This is a genomic window from Erwinia sp. GW821-FHT03D09 (assembly GCF_059420805.1).
In genome coordinates this window covers 61,787-79,153 of the sequence record NZ_JBWKUK010000016.1, presented here as the reverse complement: position 1 = coordinate 79,153, position 17,367 = coordinate 61,787, and the positions used below count along the sequence as shown (strand labels likewise).

Here is a 17,367-nt window from a genome sequence, read left to right as displayed (position 1 = left end):
AATGAGTTCACCACACGATCTGATTTGGGTTTCCGACCGCGCCGCATTGCAGGGCGATCTGCCTGAATGGGTAGCCAGCCAGTGGCGGCCCGCGCTGCCTCTGGTGGTGCGCAGGGACGCTGATGAGGGCGGACGCGTGCCGGTTGGCGTACGCGGCCTGCGGCGCGATCTGCGGGCCGCAGGCTGGGTCGATCCCCGCCTTATCCGGCGAATTGTGTCGCCGGAAATGCTCAGCGATCCGGCACGGCTGCTGGCTTCACCCTATATTTCCCAGCCGCCGCTACAGGCTGCGCTTCAGCTGGCCCAGCAGGCGTGGCCGTGGAGCTGGGGGATCACCGGCAGCGTCGGCTATGCGCTGGCGACCGAAGTGCCGGTGCTGCGCGACAGCAGCGATCTCGATCTGCTGATCCACAGCCACTGTCCGCTGGATAACGCCGAGCTGTTGCGCTGGCAGACGTTTATCAGCCAGCTTCCCTGTCGGGTGGATACACAAATTGGTACGCCGTGTGGTGGTTTTGCGTTAACAGAATGGCTGCGGGAAGGGCGGGTGATGCTGAAAACACCACATGGCCCGCTGCTGACCGATCGGCCCTGGAGTACAGAATGAAAGTCCTTTTCTCTTTCCCAGGCCAGGGCGCACAGCGGCCCGGCATGTTACAACAGCTGCCTGACGGTGATGCGCTGCTTGATGAGGTCAGCGACGTCCTGGCGGAGGATGCGCGACTGCTGGACCGCACGGAGGCACTTGTGCATACCCGTGCGGTACAGCTGTGCATCCTGATTAGCGGCGTCGCCCACGCCCGCGCCCTTGAGCGGCAGGGCACCGTTGCCGATATGACCGCCGGGCTGTCGATCGGTGCGTATCCTGCGGCGGTGGTGGCTGGCGCGCTGGAATTCAGCGATGCGCTGCGGCTGGTTTCACTGCGCGGTACGCTAATGGAGAACGCCTGGCCGCAGGGCTATGGATTAACGGCGATTGTCGGTTTTCCACAGTCGGAACTGCTGCCGCTGCTGGGCGATGACTGCTGGCTGGCCAACGTCAACAGCCCGCAGCAGCTGGTGATTGCCGGATCGGATGCGGCAATGGCGCGGGTCGGTGCCGCAGCGAAATCGCTTGGTGCCCAGCGCGCCTGTCGGCTGGCGGTGAGCGTGCCTTCGCACTGTGAATTGCTGGCGAAGCCCGCGCATGAGCTGGCGCAGGCTTTCCAGACTGTCACGCTGCATCGTCCACGCTGTGCGTATCTCAGCGGCAGCAGCGCGCGGGTGCTGTGGCAGCCGCAGCAGATTGCCGACGATCTGGCCTGGAATATGGCCCGCAGGGTGAACTGGTATGATGCCATGGTGGCGGCAGAAGAACGCGAAGTCGGTCTGGCGATCCAGATGCCGCCTGGCTCGGGACTGACCGGCCTGACGCGGCAGTCTTTTAACCTCGGCGGTGAAGCGATCTCTCTGGAGCAGAGCGGACCCGAACTGTCATCCCGGCTGGCGCAGAGAGTCAGGAACTAGTCTTCCGGGATCAGGATTTCGCACCGCGCTGGCGGCTGTACATCCGGCCTTCGGCGACCAGCGCCAGTAGATTCGGATCGTGCTCGCGGTTGCGCTCAAAGACAATCGCGATGTTTTGCTGCATCTGATAGGGCTGCGCCAGCCGCAGCAGCTGTACCGAATTTTCATAAACCCGCTTCATCCGCCCCGGCAGTAGCGTAAAGCCCACCCCGGCCTGCACCAGGCTCAACATTGAAAAGATATCGTTCACCCGCGTGACGATTTCCGGTTCGTAGCCCGCAATGGCAAACGCTTCACGAAAGCCCTGCCAGGTTGCAAAGCCTTCATCCAGAGACACAAATTTCTCCTTGCGGAAGTCGCGCAGATCGGCCTCCTGGCTGACATCCAGACCGGATGTGGCCGGTGCCGCGAGAAAAATATTATCCTCAAACAGCGGCAGCGTTTCCAGATGAGCGTGATTGATCTGCTCGCAGGACGTGGCGATCAGCACCGCGTCCAGCGACCCTTCCTTCAGACGATTTAACAGCATCTTATTAGAGCCCATCGTCAGCTCCAGCTCCAGATCCGGGCGGCGCAGCTTCATGCCCATAATCAGCTGTGGAATGGTCTCCAGGGTTAGCGAATAGAGCGTACCCAGCCGCAGACTCCCCTGGCTCATTCCGGCCGTTTTCCGTGCCTCTTCCACGCCGCGTGACAGCAGGTCCAGCGCTTCCAGGCTGTATTCCCACAGCGTATGCGCGGCGGGCATCGGCACCAGATTACGCCCCTGATGAATAAACAGCGGGCAGCGCAGGCTCTCTTCCAGACTGTGCAGGGCGCGATGCACGCTGACGTTGCTAATCCCCAGCTCAGCCGCCGTACGGGCAAGATTGCCTCTTGTCATAAAGGAGATGAATATTTCCAGTTTACGAATGGTGATATCCGAATCGATGCTCATTTTGACCTGTTTCCGTTAGTCGCAATGTGGTGAGTTTAACGAGTCTATGATGAAGATGCGCGCCGGGTTTTACGCTTTGATGCGGCGAAATTCGGCAAGTACATTTCCATTTTCCCCTGATTTTCCCGCGCCAGGTGCAAGCACAGGATGATCCGTATGCCGCCAAAGCGATGCAGACCTTCTATCGCTTTACCATGACCTATAACCTGCCTGCCGCGAAGGTAAAGGCGTCGCCGCTGGTGGTGCCGGAAGGCGCTGAAGTGCTGCTGAAAGCACCGCTGCCGAACCTCAGCACCGCCCAGCGCCGCCAGCCGATGGTACGCACCGCGCTGGCGGACGGCTATCCGCTCTCCGGCGACGCGTCTCAGTGCTTCTGGCAGCGCCTGAATCTGCATGACGCGGTGAAGGCGGCGGGACGTTAAGACAGACGACTCAGGGGCTGGCCTCGCTTTCAGGCCCTGATAAAGACGATGTTGCCTGATAATTTCCCCCAAGGGCGGCGTACAGCTGTACGGCATTATTTTTACGTGCCAGCGTATTTTGCAGCAGGCTGAGTTCCGCCTGGCGGCGGGCGCGCTGCGCATCCAGCCACGGCTGAATATCAGTGCTGCCCTGCTGCCAGCGAACCTGCGTCAGACGCTCCGCCTCGCGAGATTGTGCCAGATATTCTTGTAAGAACTGCGCCTGTTCTGTTAGCCGCTGACGGGCAGATAGCGCGTTTTCCGTATCCTGTAGCGCGGTATAGATTGTTTTTTTAAAGTTAATGACCGCCATTTCATAACGTATTTTTGCCGCCTCTTTGTTGAAACGCGCGGTATTGAACTGGACGAAGGGCAGGGAAAGGGCGGCAGCCAGCGATCCCACCGGGTTGGCCAGATAGTTGGTCAGTGTGGAACTGGCAGTACCGAGACTGCCCGTCAGCGTCAGTTGCGGATAAAAGCTGAGCCGTACCGCATCAGCACTTGCCAGGCTACTGCGTACTCGCAGTTCAGCGGCATGGACATCCGGTCTGCGTGAGAGAATGTCGGCAGGCAGGCCCGCATCCGGCACGGGTAGCGGCGTATCTGTTAAATCTTCAAGTTCGATCTGTCTTGATTCCGGGGCTTCCCCCATCAGTACCGCAAAGGCAAAGCGTGCTTCGGTGAGCAGCTGCTGACTTTGCGACAGGGCCGATTGCTGTCCCGCCAGCGCCTGGCGGGCAAAGACCACATCGCTGCCGGATGTTGCCCCGGCCCGATAGCGAATCTGCGCCAGATTAAGAGTGTTACTGGCATCGGCAAGATCGGATCGTGCATTGGTCAAGGCCCGATTCAGATATCCCAGCTGCCAGTGCGCCTGAGCAACCGAGACGCTGAGGGCGAGCCGTGCCGCCTGCCAGTCCGTTTCGCTGGCCTTTGCATCAATATCTGCCGCTTCACGCTGTGCCAGCTGGTAACCCCAGATGTCCAGCGGATAGCTTAGCGAAGCTCCCAAACCCGCTGAGCGCGAGATGAATCCGTCGGGGTTATCCAGCGGCCGTGACAGACCGGCATTACCACCGAGGGAAACATCCGGCCAGCGAGATAGCCCGGTGAGCGACGCCTGGATCTGCGTCAGTTTCATCTGAAGGCTGCTCAGTTTCAGATCGTGGTTATGACGAAAAGCTCGATCAAGCAAACCCGGCAGGGCGGGATCGCCCAGGGAAGACCAGAAATCCCGGGTTGCTGTTTTCCCGAATGTTGATTGACCCGTATCGGATACCCAGCGGGTGGGCAGCGGCGGGGCTTCCGGCGGTGTGCTGAGCTGCCAGCTACAGCCGCTGAGCAATGCGATCGACCACAGCAGACTAAGCCGGGTTTTGTACACAAAGGAGGATAGTGAATATGTCGTCAGTTTCATTCGCGCGTCAGTGCCTCTGCCGGATCGAGGCGTGCTGCTTTCCTGGCCGGAAGCCAGCCCGAGAGAATGCCAACAATCACCGCACTGGTTACGGCCATCAGCATCGCCTGAAGTGAGAACACCATCTGCCAGCGCTGAACGAACAGCGAAAGCAGTATACCGATACCGAGCGACAGAAGTATTCCGACTACGGCACCGGTCAGACAAAGCAGGATCGCCTCCGTCAGAAACTGCCACTGAATATCGCGGCGTCTGGCACCTACCGCCATGCGAATACCGATTTCACGGGTACGCTCCGTTACGGAAACCAGCATGATATTCATCACACCAATCCCGCCAACCAGCAGTGAAATCAGCGCAATTAAAGAAAGAAATAGCATCAGGGCAAAGCTGGTTTTTTCAAATGCGCTGACAAAATCGGCGCTGTCGAGAATAAAGAAATCCTGCCTGCCGTGCAGGCGAAGCAGAGATTGCTGGATGGCCTTTTTTGCCGTCGCGATAGGGACATCGTCCTCCAGCGATACCGCAATATTATTAAACCAGCTCTGGCCAAGCAGCCGGCTGTTGGCCGTACTCCAGGGCATCCATAAATTAAGGTTGTTACCGCTGAAGTCTGACTTACTGCGGGCTATACCGACAATACGACACGGCAGCGGGCCGACCATAATAATCTGCCCCAGCGGCTCAACGTATGCCGGGAACAGTTTTTTACGCAGATTTTCGTCAATCACCACTACTGATGTCTGCTGCTGAATATCCCTCGGCAACAGGCCCCGGCCCGCTACAATCTTTAGCGCATCGGTTTTTAAAAAGCTGTCGCTCACGCCGTTAATCGTGGCGTTGGTATCCGCACGCTGCCAGCGAATACGCAGCGTGCTGCTAACGTGCGGGCTTATCGCCTTCACACCGGGCAATTCGGCCAGGAGTTGCAGATCCCGCTCGCGCAGAGAGCGCACGCCCTCCGACTGGTCATCGCCAAAACCCTTACCGGGATAGAGAGTGATAATATTGCCCCCCAGTGATGACATCGTATCCAGCACATATTTCTTTGCGCCTTCGCCTACGGCATTGAGCGAGACAACGGAAACAATGCCAATCACAATCCCCAACAGCGTCATTCCCGTACGCACCCGGTGAGCGCGCAGTGAACCGATCGCATTCCACAGAACTTCAGTTGTGCTGCTCCACTTCGCCCGCCACGCAGGCCGCGCAACCGCTGGTTTGTTAACGGAGAAGGTTTCAGGCCGATCGCGGTTGGTATCCGCAGGCCTCTCTTCACTTTGGGGATTGGCCCGATCGGCGATAATCCTGCCATCGGATACTTCGATAATACGTCGCGCGTACTGGGCTATCAGCGGATCGTGGGTAATGATAATTACCGTGTGCCCCTGGCGATGCAGCGTTTGCAGCAGATGCATAACCTCCCGTCCGTGCTGGCTGTCCAGCGCACCGGTGGGCTCGTCCGCCAGGATGATTTCGCCACCGTTGATCAGGGCCCGGGCGATGCTGACCCGCTGCTGCTGCCCGCCCGACAGATGAGTCACTTTACGGCGCAGGTAGTCGGCCAGCCCGAGGCGAGAAAGTAATTTCCCGGCGTTATCCTGTCGGAGCGATCTGGACTGCCGGGCATAGCAGGCGGGGACCTCCACGTTGCTCTGTACGGAAAGCGATGGGATAAGATGATAGCGTTGAAAAATAAAGCCAAATCGCTCCCGCCGCAGCTGCGCTCTGGCATCATTGTCCAGTTGTTGTACATCCCGCCCGGCCACGCGATATTGTCCGACGCTGGGGGTATCCAGGCAGCCGAGAATATTCATCAGGGTGGATTTTCCTGAGCCGGAAGGGCCCATAATCGCCACCATTTCGCCCGCCTGAATGGTCAGAGAAACATTGTCCAGAACGGTAAATGTTTCCCGATCGACCTGAAAATGCCGGCTGACGCCGGAAAGCGCTAACAGGGGACTACTGCCGGATACGGGATCGTCTGCGGGGATCATTGAGCCTCCTGCGTACTTTCCTGACCGGGAATAATGACCTTTTCTCCCGCCTGTAAGCCCTCTTTAACTTCGATCTGCTGAGTGTTATCTACCCCGGTCAGCACCTCCCGCGTGGTGGTTTTACCCTGGGCATTGGCGACCTGCACCTCATAACGACGATCGGGCAGCGCTTTACCTAAAGCGGTCACGGGAATAGCCAGAACGTTTTCAGCGCGATGTAAGACGACCGTCACCTGGGCGGTCATCTCCGGCCGCAGTGCGCCCTGTGGGTTAGCAACATCAAACAGGGCATTGAAGAACTGAGCGTTGTTGATTTTTTCCGGTGCCGGTTCCAGCACGTTAAGCTTGCTGCAATAGGGCTGGCTGCTGATGCCAAGGGTAGTAAAGCACACCGGCATACCAATGCGCAGACGGGCAATATCCGCCTCGGGAATTTGTGCACGAACGGTCATGGTGCTGAGGTCAGCAATTTGTAAAATCACCGGAACCTGATAGGACGCCACCACGGTTTGCCCTTCCTGAGTGGTGACCGACAGTACGGTGCCGCTGACGGGAGCAAGTATGCGTGTATAGCCCAGATTGGTTTTGGCGGTATCAACGCGAATCTGCTGCTGGTGGATTTGCGCTTTCATCGCTGCCAGCTGCGCCAGCTGTACCTGCATATCGGCCTCTGCAGATTCCACATCCTGGCGGGAGGCGGCATTCTGCGCGTACATTTCGCGCTGTCGCTGCAGGGTCAGCCGGGATTTTTTTACCTGAGCATCGTTCGACAGCTTTTGTGCCAGCAGGCTGTTTAACGCCACCTGGGCATCCTGCAGCGCGTTTTCCGACAGGGCCGGATCGATTTCACCCAGCAGCTGATCTTTTTCAACATAATCCCCCGGGCGCACCAGCAGCTTCTTTAACTGACCGGAAGCCTGCGATCCCACGTCCACCTTACGCACCGGTTGCAGGATGCCGGACGCCATGACGGTTTCTTCGATCGTCTGGCGGCTGACGCTGGCGGTAACGGGAGGAACGGCGGCTGCGCGGCTGGCGTATTGGTACCAAATAACGCACCCTGCGACGACAAGCAGTAAGAGAACTCCATAGCGCCACAGGCGTTTAGAACCAACACGGGCTAATGTCACATGAACCTCGCTCCATGAATCTGTAATCAACAGTAAAATCAGCGCAATACAGGTCTTTAATCAGCGTAGCAGGTCCGCAGACTTTTAGAGGGAATTTTTATTTGGGATTAGTGGTTACAGGAGGGCAACAATTTTGCTGCTCCCCTGTAACCATACTCTTATTATCTGTGCTTTGTAATAGTTAATAAGGATATTTAAATTTCGAAATTTGAGATGAGCCGAAATTAAATAATAGTGGTTAAGTTAATAATAATTGTTAGGAGAGTATATGAATTTTCTCACTTACCATGGTGTAGGAACTACTCCCAGTCTTATATCTTCGCAGTATTTAACTTGAGCTGCTGTTAGACCAACAACGTTTGCAATAATCTGATAAGTTTCCCCTGTGGGGGTATTTAGATTAAAATCAACTACCGCCAGAAAATTAGTGAATTGCTGGCAATTCACTGCTGTAAATATCGGGTCTGCTTTCACCACGGAATATTGATATTCAACCCAACCAGCAATAAAGCAGCCAGCGCGTAACGACGGGAAGATGTTCTAACTTTTTGACTTATCATATAAACCTCACGTTAATTGTTTAGAATAAATTGGAGCATGAGCAGTGAGTGACTTATGGCTCTATAATTACTTAGAAATGCTACATGATGAAATGTAGCATTCTATAGTTGTGGAGAGAGTTTCTTAATGATAAAAATATTATAAGTCGCACGCAACTATTACTTCAACAGGTTGTTCTAAAACTCGTGCCAGGGCTTGTACAATTGTTTCACCGGGAAATATCGGGAATGTTATAACTGCTAGCGTATCCCTAAGACTCTGGCACAACGCAGGAGGGACATTCACAATTGGATCGGCCTTAACAACAGGAATATTGATATTCAACCCAACCAGCAATAAAGCAGCCAGCGCGTAACGACGGGAAGATGTTCTAACTTTTTGACTTATCATATAAACCTCACGTTAATTGTTTAGAATAAATTGGAGCATGAGCAGTGAGTGACTTATGGCTCTATAATTACTTAGAAATGCTACATGATGAAATGTAGCATTCTATAGTCGTGGAGAGACTTTCTTAATGATAAGAATATTATTTTATGCTAAGTTGCATGCAATTATTACTTCAACAGGTTGGCTTAAAACTCGTGCCGTGGCTTGTAAATATGTTTCACCGAGCTTTAACGGGAACTTTATAAATAATAGCGTATCCCTAAGACTCTGGCACAACGCAGGAGAGACATTCACAATTGCATCGGCCTTAACAACAGGAATATTGATATTCAACCCAACCAGCAACAAAGCAGCCAGCGCGTAACGACGGGAAGATGTTCTAACTTTTTGACTTGCCATATAAACCTCACGTTAACTATTTAGAATGAAATAAAACATGAGCAGTACGCCCCTGAACGGGATGCACATTGATGTATTGCCATACAGCGAATTAAGTGTAGAGCATAAAATTTAAAAGCAATACAGGATGTGAAAAATAATTTCTAAAATAAATGATGCCGCTCCATAACTATTTTATATTTCAATGATTTCTTCTGCCGATAGCTGTCCGGTTTATTTTTATAGTATGTTTTACCTCACCGGTATCAGATATGCCGTTTCAATCTCAGGTACAGGAGCAACATATTGATGTCATTACGTATCGAACCCTACAGCGCAAAACACCAGGCAGCGGTTATCGATTTAATCCTGCCGATTCAGACTAACGAGTTCAGCATCCCCATCACCGCAGAGCAGCAGCCCGACCTCAACGATATCGAAAACTTCTATCAGCAGGGTCACGGCCAGTTCTGGCTGGCGCTGGTGGACGATCGCGTGGTCGGCTGTATTGCGCTGAAGGATATTGGCAATCGCCAGGCGGCGCTGCGCAAAATGTTTGTGGCGGCAGAATATCGCGGTAAGGCTTACGGTACCGGGCTGGCGCTGCTGAATGTATTGCTGGACTATGGCCGCGAGCAGGGCTTAAGCGATACCTTCCCCGGCACCACCGCGCTGTTCCTTGCCGCGCATCGCTTCTATGAGAAAAACGGTTTTACGGAAATCACCGTGCCCGAGCTGCCAGCTTCTTTCCCGGTAATGAAGGTGGACACTAAATTCTATCGCTATACCTTTTAATACCGTCATGAAATGAAATTTTTTGACACATCTTGTTTTAACTTTCATCGCCACGTAGCATGCCCCTGCAAGACTTAAGGTGATAATGATTTTCATTTTCATTATGGGGTTTATCATGACGATTTGGGGTAAAACGGGCATTCTGCTGGCCGGGCTGATCGCCTCTGCCAACCTGTGGGCTGCGCCATTTGTAGTGGAAGATGTCAGCGGCCGTAAGGTTGAAATTAAATCGGAAGTGAAGAGGCTGATCCCCGGCACCTTCGGCACCCTGAACCCCGAGCAGATTATCGCCACGCGCCTTGATGTGGTGATTGTGACCGGTGCTAACTGGAAGAATTACAACACCGCCGGCGGCTGGGTGGGCGTTGGGCCTGGTGCCGATGCTGTTGAAGCAACAAAACGCTTAACGGCGCTGATGGCGCGTCCTGCCTTCCATACTCTGCCGGTGGCAACGAACGGTAACGCCCATGCGATCTGGCATCAGTTCTACGACAGCCCTTACCAGTTTGTGGCGATCCAGTCGATAGCTAAATGGCTGCACCCTGAGCTGTTCAAAGATATCGATCCGGATGCCACCTTCCGTGAATTCCACCAGCGCTTCCTGCCGGTGGCTTACAAGCCTGGCTATTGGGTAACCTTACCAGCCAGCCACTAAACAAAGGGTGCTTTTCGCACCTTTTGTTTAATTAATTAAAAATCAATAGGTTGTTATTAAAATTCCCTTTTTTTCGTTATTCCACTCATATTCATTAACATTTTGCACTGAACTGCCGCGTCTTTCTCCTCTATTTTATCTCCAGGACGCTGTAACTGTTCTCTTCCTGCTGCTTACGATCTCCGGCGGGTGAACGGTAGCGCTTTGAGCATGATGGACAGGTTTAACAGGGAGTGAGCCATGAAAATCTTTATCCGGCGGTGGTTATCAACTCTGTTCATCATCGTATCGGCCACTCTGCATGCGGGAAGCGATTCGCAGGAGGAAGAGCAGCTGCATGACGATGGCCGTATGGTCTGCGGCGATCCCTGCGAGCTCGTTCCGCAGACCAGCCAGCATCCCGGCAAGGTGGATCTGAAAGCGATAGCGGTATATTTGAAAAGTCTGGTCAGTGACGCGCCTTCAGGTTCTTTGCCAGCTGAAAGCCATGATGACGGTGATGATGCCGAATAAAAAAAGCCACTCTCAATGAGAGTGGCCCTGAGTATATTCGCGGATGCGCTTTGCCCACTTAATGTAATGCCGTCGATTAACTGGCAGAGTGTGCGCCCGGCTCGCCCATCTTTTTCAAATCTTTGTCGAGGAAGAACAGTGCCTGGCCGCTGTTGCCAACCAGAGCCAGTTTGTCCAGCACGGATTTGAACAGTTTCTCTTCTTCGTGCTGCTCGGCAACGTACCACTGCAGGAAGTTAAAGGTTGAATAATCCTGGGTGGTGATCGCCGCGTGGGCCAGTTCGTTGATCTTCAAGGTGATCAGCTGCTCGTGCTGATAGGCCTGTTCCAGTACTTCACTTAGTGAGTTAAAGGTTACCGGTGGTGCATGAATGGTGCCCAGCACCGGCATCGCACCGGTATCGCTCAGGTAGTTAAACAGGCGCTGCATGTGCTGCATCTCTTCTACAGAGTGTTCCCGCAGGAATGCGGCGGCACCGTCAAAACCTTTATCGTTAGCCCAGGCGCTCATCTGCAGGTAGAGGTTGGCAGAGTAGAATTCCAGATTCAGCTGATCGTTCAGCTTGGCGGTCATTTCATTCGTCAGCATGGTGACTCCTTAAAATTATTATTAACTGTGGATGACAGGTGATTTCTGCGCATTATGCACCCATCCATAGAAAATAAAAACCGTTTATTATAGCAAATGCTAAATTTATTTTTGGTGATCTAACTCAATGATTTTAAGTGTGTTTATTTTTACTTTAAATATAATTCGTTCCGTTTTTTAAATAAGTTTGATAACCATTCTTATTAATAGTTAAGCACGTTATTCCTATCGGAATGAGAATTAATATCTTTAAGATTATTCTGCACATGGTTTAATTCTAGTTGAATAAGAAGCTTCTGCCACAGGGCAGAAGCCGGTTATTTTTGCCGTCAGGAAACGGGATTAGAAACATTGTTAAGGATCAGAGAGGCAGCGCGTTCAGCGATCATAATGGTGGGCGCATTGGTATTGCCGCAGGGGATTTGCGGGAATATGCTGCAGTCCGCCACGTACAGGCCGTGAATACCGTGAACGCGTAACTGCAAATCCACCACGGAGGTGGCCGGATAGGGGCCCATTCGGCAGGTCCCCACCGGATGGTAGACGGTTTTAATGTCGTCGAGGATAAAATTAGTGATGGCGTTGATATCGTCTTCTTTCACCTCGTTCAGATGTAAAATGTGCCCGACAACCGATTGCAGTGACGGGCTGCGCAACAGGCGAAGGCCTGTCTGAACGGCCCGAATCTGTCCTGCCAGGTCCGCAGGATCGCTAAGATAACCGGCATCAATCGCCAGTTCATCGCTTGGATTACTGCTGTTCAGCCGGACCTCTCCGCGTGACTTGCTCGGCAAATAGCCCACTTTTAATGTAATGCCGTGTTCGCTGCCGGCGGGATTGGCACCCGGCCCATTTTCAAAGTTATCCAGAACCGGCAGGAAGTGCACCTGTACGTCGGATCGCCCGCTGCCGGTGGTGTCTATCAGCGCGCCGCCCTCCAGGATATTGCTGGTAAGCAGGCCGCTACGGAAGAACTGCCACTGGGCGAAGTTTTTCACCGCCCGCAGGCCTTTGTCCTCGCCCCACATGCTGTTACCGGTATTGACGGTAGCGTTCAGCGACATATGCAGATGGTCCTGATAATACTTACCGACCGGCAAATCGGCACAGGTGACAATGCCCATGCTGTCGAGGTGCTTTTGCGGCCCAATCCCGGACAGCATGAGTATTTTTGCGCTTCCAAAGGCTCCGGCACAGAGGATGACCTCCCTGCTGGCATAGGCCAGGCGCTGCTGTTTGCCGTGCACATGATAGACCACACCGCGCGCCTGGTTGCCCTCCATTATCAGATGCTGTACCTCAGCATCGGTAAGCGTGGTCAATTGAGGATTATTTTTTACTCGATCGAGATAAGCACGCGATGTACTGGCGCGTTCTCCATGATGAGTGGTGGTCTGCCACAGGCCAATGCCAGCGGGCGCGCCGTCGTTGAAGTCGTTAACGTAGGGCAGGCCCTGTTCCTGTCCGGCGCGGATAAAAGCATCCGTCAGCGGATGGCGAAACTGGTTTTCACTGACGCTTAGCGGCCCCTGCTGAGCGTGATAGATTCCGCTCAGGCACTGATTGTTTTCTGCTTTTCTAAAGAAGGGAAGCAGGTCGTTAAAGCTCCAGCCACGGCAGCCATATTCCCCAGCCCAATCGTCATAATCCTGCGGCTGGCCGCGTAAATAGATCATACCGTTGACGGAGCTGCCGCCGCCCAGCACGCGGCCTTGAGCGACCTGCATCACGCGTTTATTAACATGCTGTTGGGGAAGTGTGCGGTAGGGCCAGCGGGTTTTGGGGGAGAGTTTTACCAATCCGGCGGGCATTTTGTGGAACAGGCTGTTATCACGGCCACCCGCTTCCAGCAGCAGGACGCTGCCTGCCTGGGCCTCAATCAATCGTGAGGCGATTACGCATCCAGCGGAACCGCCACCGATGATAATGTAGTCAAATTGCTGTTCTGCCATAGTTTATCTCCTGAAAGCGACGACTGGCATCGTTAAAACATCCGATGTACTTCAGGAGCTAAACTACGTTTGCACGGAATAAACGGCTAATTTAAACGTGCTGGATCAGAAATCCATTTTCACTGTGAACTGCACTTCACGCGGATCGCCAATCTGATTAGAGAGATTATTCGTCGCGATAGATGACGTGCAGTACGTTTTCTCGAAGATATTCTTAACGTTAACCTGCAGCGTGACAGGATGTTCTGTCTCTCTTTTATAAGAAGCAAACGCATCGGCAACCGCATAGCCCTGCAGAGAATAATCCTCGCCGTTGGCTCGCCGAATGACGAGCTGCAAAATCGCCGGGTGTATATCGAAAAACTGGAAGCGCTAAAGATCGTGCCAACGGACGATTTACCCTTTAAATATATGAGTGCGCCCTCTGAACCGCTGATCCGTGATGCGCCAAAGCGTACGCTGATAGTTCTGCTGTTTGCGCTGGTGGGCTGATAACCGGCTGCGGTTTTGTTATGGTGAAGAGTGTGATGGCCAGTCGCGCGGTGAAGTGAATGTTATCAATCAGGAAAGAAGGCGGACGATGTCCGCCTTAATTGCATCAGGCGGATACCGCTGCGGGACGGCTGCGCTGCTGCGCCAGCTTAACCACGTAGTAAATCACGCAGGAAATCAGCAGTGAGTTAATCGTTGGCACACCCCATTCGGTTAACAGGCCAACTGCGCTTCCCACCAGGGTGGCAATAATCGCGACCCAGCCAATCACCGGCGTTTCGCTGTCTTTCGGCAGTTCACCCAGCAGACGGCTGCGGTCCAGCAGACCACGGTGGGTACGCAACAGCAGGTAATCCACCAGCATAATGCCGAGGATCGGTGGGAAAACCACGCCCAGCACGGTAAGGAAATCCACGAAGCGATCCAGAATACCCAGTACGGAAAGCAGGGTGCCCAGCAGGCCGATCACTAACGTGGTGCTGCGATACTTCAGCCTTTTGCCGCTGATCCCTTCCACGGCGTTAATCACCCCCAGCGATGAAGAATAGAGGTTCAGGTCGTTAACGCGCAGGGTAGAAAGGATCACCACCAGCAGTCCGACACCGCCCGCCGCCTGTGACATAATCGTCACCACGTCGGCAGTTTGCAGCGTACGGGCAATCAGAATTGCCAGGCCGTTGACGATAAACTCACCGGCAATAATCGTCAGCAGGGTAATGCCCGCCACGTGCTTAGACGATTTGGAGTAGCGGGTCAGATCCGGGGTCATCAGGCTGGCCACGATTGCACCGCCCACTACCATCGTAATTGCCGCGCTGATAGTCAGCGGCGAGCCGGTTGGCGGCAGATCGATAATCTGCTGCAGGGTATGGCCGGACAACGTATGGAACGAAATAAAGGCAACCAGGCAGATAAACAGCGGGACGGCAATGCGTGCGGTGACGCGCAGTGCCTTAAAGCCATAGGTCACCAGCACGGTCAGCAGCAGGCCGGAGAGGCTGGCGGCCAGCGGGAAGCCTAACCTGTCGCCGAGCGCAAAGTTCAGCGATTTGGCGAAAATGGCATTCTGAATGCCAAACCAGCCGAGCAGGCTGACGGCCACCACCAGGCCAATCAGCACGGAGCCGATACGGCCAAAGCCGCACCAGCGTGCCAGCAGGCTGCCGGAGATCCCTTCACGCATCCCGGCATAGCCCAGGCCGTAAGTCACGATACCAAAAATAACGCTACCGGCTAAAATCGCCAGAAACGCGCTGGCCAGATCCATCGAGTCACCCAGCACCGAGCCGAGCATAAACTGATCCAGCGCGGTCAGCATACCCATATGCACCACGGCAACGCTCAGGAACGAGACGCGCTTGTTCTCTGGAACGCGGCTTAGCGGGTAGTCTTCTATTTTTATCACGATCTGTTTTCCTTGAAATTAAATAAACTGGATGCCCTTTTCGATCAGGCGATCCGGAATAAAATTGTCTAACCCTGCGTGACGGCAATACTCTTCAAACTGATTCAGCGTGTGTACCCCGGCCTTCTGATAGATGCTGTAAATCCGGTTTTCTACCGTGCGATGGCTAAGGTTATAGATGCGGGCGATCTCCTTGGTGGATAAACGCTGTAGCAGCAAAAACAGCGTATCCAGCTCCGAGCGGGTAAACAGATCGGTACTCACCTCGGTGGTCAGCACCCCCGGCTTCTGCTGGGTGATGTATTTCAGCGGCGACAGGGTGTTGAGCAGGCGGGCATTCCACGCCACGCCAATAAACACGCCGCCGTCGCTGTACAGAGGAATTTTTTCGCTGACGTAGGGCGTCAGGCTGTCCTGGCCGAACCAGAAGTGGGTTTCAATCACCGCCACCCGGCCGTGGCAGGCTTCGGTGCGGCGATCGTGCTCGATCAGTTCTTCTTCGCATTCCGCCCAGGAGGCGGGAAACTCACTGTCGAACCTTCCCTCAACGGCAAATTCCTTTGGCGTGTTGGTATAGCGATACGCCATCTCATTCATATAGATGTGGCGTGACTCTGCATCTTTGATGCCCCAGGGTTCGGTTAAGTGTTCCATCATGGCAATCATTGCGTTCAGATTTAACTGCTGCTTTGCATCTGAAACGTTCATATCTTCCCCCTGTGGCCCGGCACTATCAGAGTTTTTTCGCCAGATAGTGCCGGGTATGTTGATGGGCGTAATCACCCAGTTCGCCGTAGACGGAATAGCCTAACTTTTCGTAAAAGCCCCGCGCCTGAAAATCAAACGTGTCTACATACGCCATATGGCAACCGCGTTTTTTTGCTTCCTGTTCTGCATTTTGCATTAAATCGCGCCCGACACCTTTGCCGCGATAGTCATCGCTGACCCACAGATACTGCACCTCCAGCCCTCCCCACCACGTGCGGGCAACAAGACCGGCCATTATCTGGTTCTGCTCATCGCGCAGAGTCAGAAAGAGGGGATGAATATCTACCGGGGTGGTTCTGGCGTTGTGGGTCCACAGACTGTCGATGACATACTCTTCATCTGCGGCGGCGGGTTTGTCAGTCATAGTAATTTTCATTGCTAGTCCGATATCATTATGTGAAGTAAAATTAATAAGATAGGTTGCGCATTAACAATGGGTAATTATCATTTTGGCTTTTGGCAAACAAGAGTGTTTTTCTCCCGTTCCCCCAAGGCTAAAAAACATCTACTGTAGTGATGACCGGGCAATTCAGCTATGTAGATCACACTATTATTAATTTGCCGGGCAGTTTGACAAGAATTCTTTGCGCCTCACCAGGGCCATTTCTCGATGGTACACACCCATTTCTCGCCACGATTGACGCGAATGGAGTGATAATAAAGAAAGATAAATTATGATTTAAAAACAAATAAGTTCAGAAAATCTTTTCAAAGATAGCTGTATCTTCTCAAAGGACCGCGAGTTTCGGGTCCCTTGAGTTTTTCTCAGGCTCCCCCGTTCGTTACTGCAATCCGCCAGCCATCGTAATCACCACTTTTCCACAGTGCAGCTGCTGGCGCTGGAGACCGACGCTCCACATCTGGGATCGCAGATTGTGGTCAGTCGGCTGGCGGACGTGCTGTTCGTGCAGGCCATCCGTACGCACTACCAGCAAATGCAGACGCAGCAGGGATGGATGGCGGCGCTGGCCGACGGCCGCCTGCGCCCGCTGATCGGGCAAATCCATCAGCAGTTAGACTTTCCGTGGCGGCTAAGTGAAATGGCGAAGCCGGCGGGCATGTCGCGTTCAGCGTTTACCGTGCATTTTAAGCAGGTGACCGGCGAAACCCCGGGGGATTATCTGACCCGCTGGCGCATCTGGCGCGCGCGCTGCCTGCTGCGTCATCCCGAGCTGGCGCTGGAAGCCATCGCCCGGCAGGTGGGCTATGATTCTGCCATTACCTTTGGTCGGGCATTCAAGCGCCATGAAGGGCAGACGCCGGGGGAATATCGGCGCTCGCTGGTAACGTAGCTGAAGCCACCCGCATCCCGGACGCTTGCGCAAGTGCTGGTGCTTGCGCAAACGTTATGGCTTGATGCTACATTTGCCCATTTGCCCATTTGCCCATTTGCCCATTTGCCCATTTGCCCATTTGCCCAT

General features: G+C 53.8%; 16 protein-coding genes and 4 pseudogenes. 8 read left to right on the top strand and 12 right to left on the bottom strand.

Annotated elements, in window-relative coordinates:
• The first annotated feature begins 1 nt into the window (after position 1).
• The gene (locus AC07U6_RS16525; protein ID WP_494763832.1) at positions 2-607 is read left to right on the top strand and encodes a malonate decarboxylase holo-ACP synthase; all 606 of its coding nucleotides are present in this window, start codon (positions 2-4) and stop codon (positions 605-607) included.
• A complete protein-coding gene (mdcH, locus tag AC07U6_RS16520; protein WP_494763831.1) occupies positions 604-1,506 on the top strand; it encodes a malonate decarboxylase subunit epsilon in 903 nt (300 codons plus the stop codon). Before AC07U6_RS16525 ends, mdcH begins: the two co-directional genes overlap by 4 nt.
• A 10-nt stretch (positions 1,507-1,516) precedes the next feature.
• Here mdcH and AC07U6_RS16515 read toward each other — a convergent pair whose 3' ends face one another.
• On the bottom strand, positions 1,517-2,443 hold the full coding sequence (locus tag AC07U6_RS16515) for a LysR family transcriptional regulator (RefSeq protein ID WP_494763830.1): 927 nt from the start codon (positions 2,441-2,443) through the stop codon (positions 1,517-1,519).
• 137 nt (positions 2,444-2,580) lie between these two features.
• Here AC07U6_RS16515 and AC07U6_RS16510 point away from each other — a divergent pair.
• Positions 2,581-2,865 (top strand): annotated as a pseudogene (locus AC07U6_RS16510) (acid phosphatase); the annotation flags it as partial.
• Positions 2,866-2,875: 10 nt separating this feature from the next.
• On the opposite strand, the gene AC07U6_RS16505 reads toward AC07U6_RS16510, so the two are convergent.
• The 5 genes from AC07U6_RS16505 to AC07U6_RS16485 form a co-directional block, all read right to left on the bottom strand.
• Positions 2,876-4,321, bottom strand: a complete 1,446-nt coding sequence (locus AC07U6_RS16505) for an efflux transporter outer membrane subunit (protein WP_494763829.1) — start codon at positions 4,319-4,321, stop codon at positions 2,876-2,878.
• On the bottom strand, positions 4,318-6,318 hold the full coding sequence (locus AC07U6_RS16500) for a MacB family efflux pump subunit (RefSeq protein WP_494763828.1): 2,001 nt from the start codon (positions 6,316-6,318) through the stop codon (positions 4,318-4,320). Before AC07U6_RS16500 ends, AC07U6_RS16505 begins: the two co-directional genes overlap by 4 nt.
• Positions 6,315-7,448, bottom strand: a complete 1,134-nt coding sequence (macA, locus tag AC07U6_RS16495) for a macrolide transporter subunit MacA (protein WP_494763827.1) — start codon at positions 7,446-7,448, stop codon at positions 6,315-6,317. The genes AC07U6_RS16500 and macA overlap by 4 nt, the downstream gene beginning before the upstream one ends.
• A 699-nt stretch (positions 7,449-8,147) precedes the next feature.
• Complete coding sequence (locus AC07U6_RS16490; RefSeq protein ID WP_494764817.1) at positions 8,148-8,399, bottom strand: hypothetical protein; 252 nt, start codon at positions 8,397-8,399, stop codon at positions 8,148-8,150.
• A 144-nt stretch (positions 8,400-8,543) separates the two neighbouring features.
• A complete protein-coding gene (locus AC07U6_RS16485; protein WP_494763826.1) occupies positions 8,544-8,798 on the bottom strand; it encodes a hypothetical protein in 255 nt (84 codons plus the stop codon).
• Between the two features lie 288 nt (positions 8,799-9,086).
• Here AC07U6_RS16485 and AC07U6_RS16480 point away from each other — a divergent pair, with 288 nt between their 5' ends.
• The 3 genes and pseudogenes from AC07U6_RS16480 to AC07U6_RS16470 all read left to right on the top strand — a co-directional run bounded on the left by AC07U6_RS16480 (position 9,087) and on the right by AC07U6_RS16470 (position 10,740).
• Positions 9,087-9,572, top strand: coding sequence for a GNAT family N-acetyltransferase (locus AC07U6_RS16480; RefSeq protein ID WP_494763825.1), 486 nt, complete (start codon positions 9,087-9,089; stop codon positions 9,570-9,572).
• A gap of 238 nt (positions 9,573-9,810) precedes the next feature.
• Positions 9,811-10,227, top strand: a pseudogene (locus AC07U6_RS16475) (TroA family protein); the annotation flags it as partial.
• Positions 10,228-10,467: 240 nt separating this feature from the next.
• Positions 10,468-10,740, top strand: coding sequence for a hypothetical protein (locus tag AC07U6_RS16470; RefSeq protein WP_494763824.1), 273 nt, complete (start codon positions 10,468-10,470; stop codon positions 10,738-10,740).
• Between the two features lie 76 nt (positions 10,741-10,816).
• Here the strand turns inward: AC07U6_RS16470 and ftnA are convergent, their stop codons facing one another.
• From ftnA to AC07U6_RS16455, 3 genes and pseudogenes are all read right to left on the bottom strand, one after another.
• On the bottom strand, positions 10,817-11,329 hold the full coding sequence (ftnA, locus tag AC07U6_RS16465; protein ID WP_494763823.1) for a non-heme ferritin: 513 nt from the start codon (positions 11,327-11,329) through the stop codon (positions 10,817-10,819).
• A 329-nt stretch (positions 11,330-11,658) separates the two neighbouring features.
• Positions 11,659-13,281, bottom strand: coding sequence for a GMC family oxidoreductase (locus tag AC07U6_RS16460; RefSeq protein ID WP_494763822.1), 1,623 nt, complete (start codon positions 13,279-13,281; stop codon positions 11,659-11,661).
• 105 nt (positions 13,282-13,386) lie between these two features.
• Positions 13,387-13,596 (bottom strand): annotated as a pseudogene (locus tag AC07U6_RS16455) (TonB-dependent siderophore receptor); the annotation flags it as partial.
• Between the two features lie 33 nt (positions 13,597-13,629).
• On the opposite strand from AC07U6_RS16455, the gene AC07U6_RS16450 reads away from it, so the two are divergent.
• Complete coding sequence (locus tag AC07U6_RS16450; RefSeq protein WP_494763821.1) at positions 13,630-13,773, top strand: hypothetical protein; 144 nt, start codon at positions 13,630-13,632, stop codon at positions 13,771-13,773.
• Positions 13,774-13,879: 106 nt separating this feature from the next.
• Here AC07U6_RS16450 and AC07U6_RS16445 read toward each other — a convergent pair whose 3' ends face one another.
• The 3 genes from AC07U6_RS16445 to AC07U6_RS16435 are packed head-to-tail and all read right to left on the bottom strand — an operon-like array spanning position 13,880 to position 16,322.
• Positions 13,880-15,178 (bottom strand): cytosine permease, encoded by a 1,299-nt coding sequence (locus AC07U6_RS16445; protein ID WP_494763820.1) that lies wholly within the window; start codon positions 15,176-15,178, stop codon positions 13,880-13,882.
• Between the two features lie 18 nt (positions 15,179-15,196).
• Positions 15,197-15,886: a helix-turn-helix transcriptional regulator gene (locus AC07U6_RS16440; RefSeq protein WP_494763819.1), complete on the bottom strand. Its 690-nt coding sequence runs from the start codon at positions 15,884-15,886 to the stop codon at positions 15,197-15,199.
• A gap of 25 nt (positions 15,887-15,911) precedes the next feature.
• Complete coding sequence (locus AC07U6_RS16435) at positions 15,912-16,322, bottom strand: GNAT family N-acetyltransferase (RefSeq protein ID WP_494763818.1); 411 nt, start codon at positions 16,320-16,322, stop codon at positions 15,912-15,914.
• Positions 16,323-16,764: 442 nt separating this feature from the next.
• Between AC07U6_RS16435 and AC07U6_RS16430 the strand changes: the two are divergent.
• A pseudogene (locus AC07U6_RS16430) lies at positions 16,765-17,238 on the top strand (helix-turn-helix domain-containing protein); the annotation flags it as partial.
• Positions 17,239-17,367: the final 129 nt, after the last annotated feature.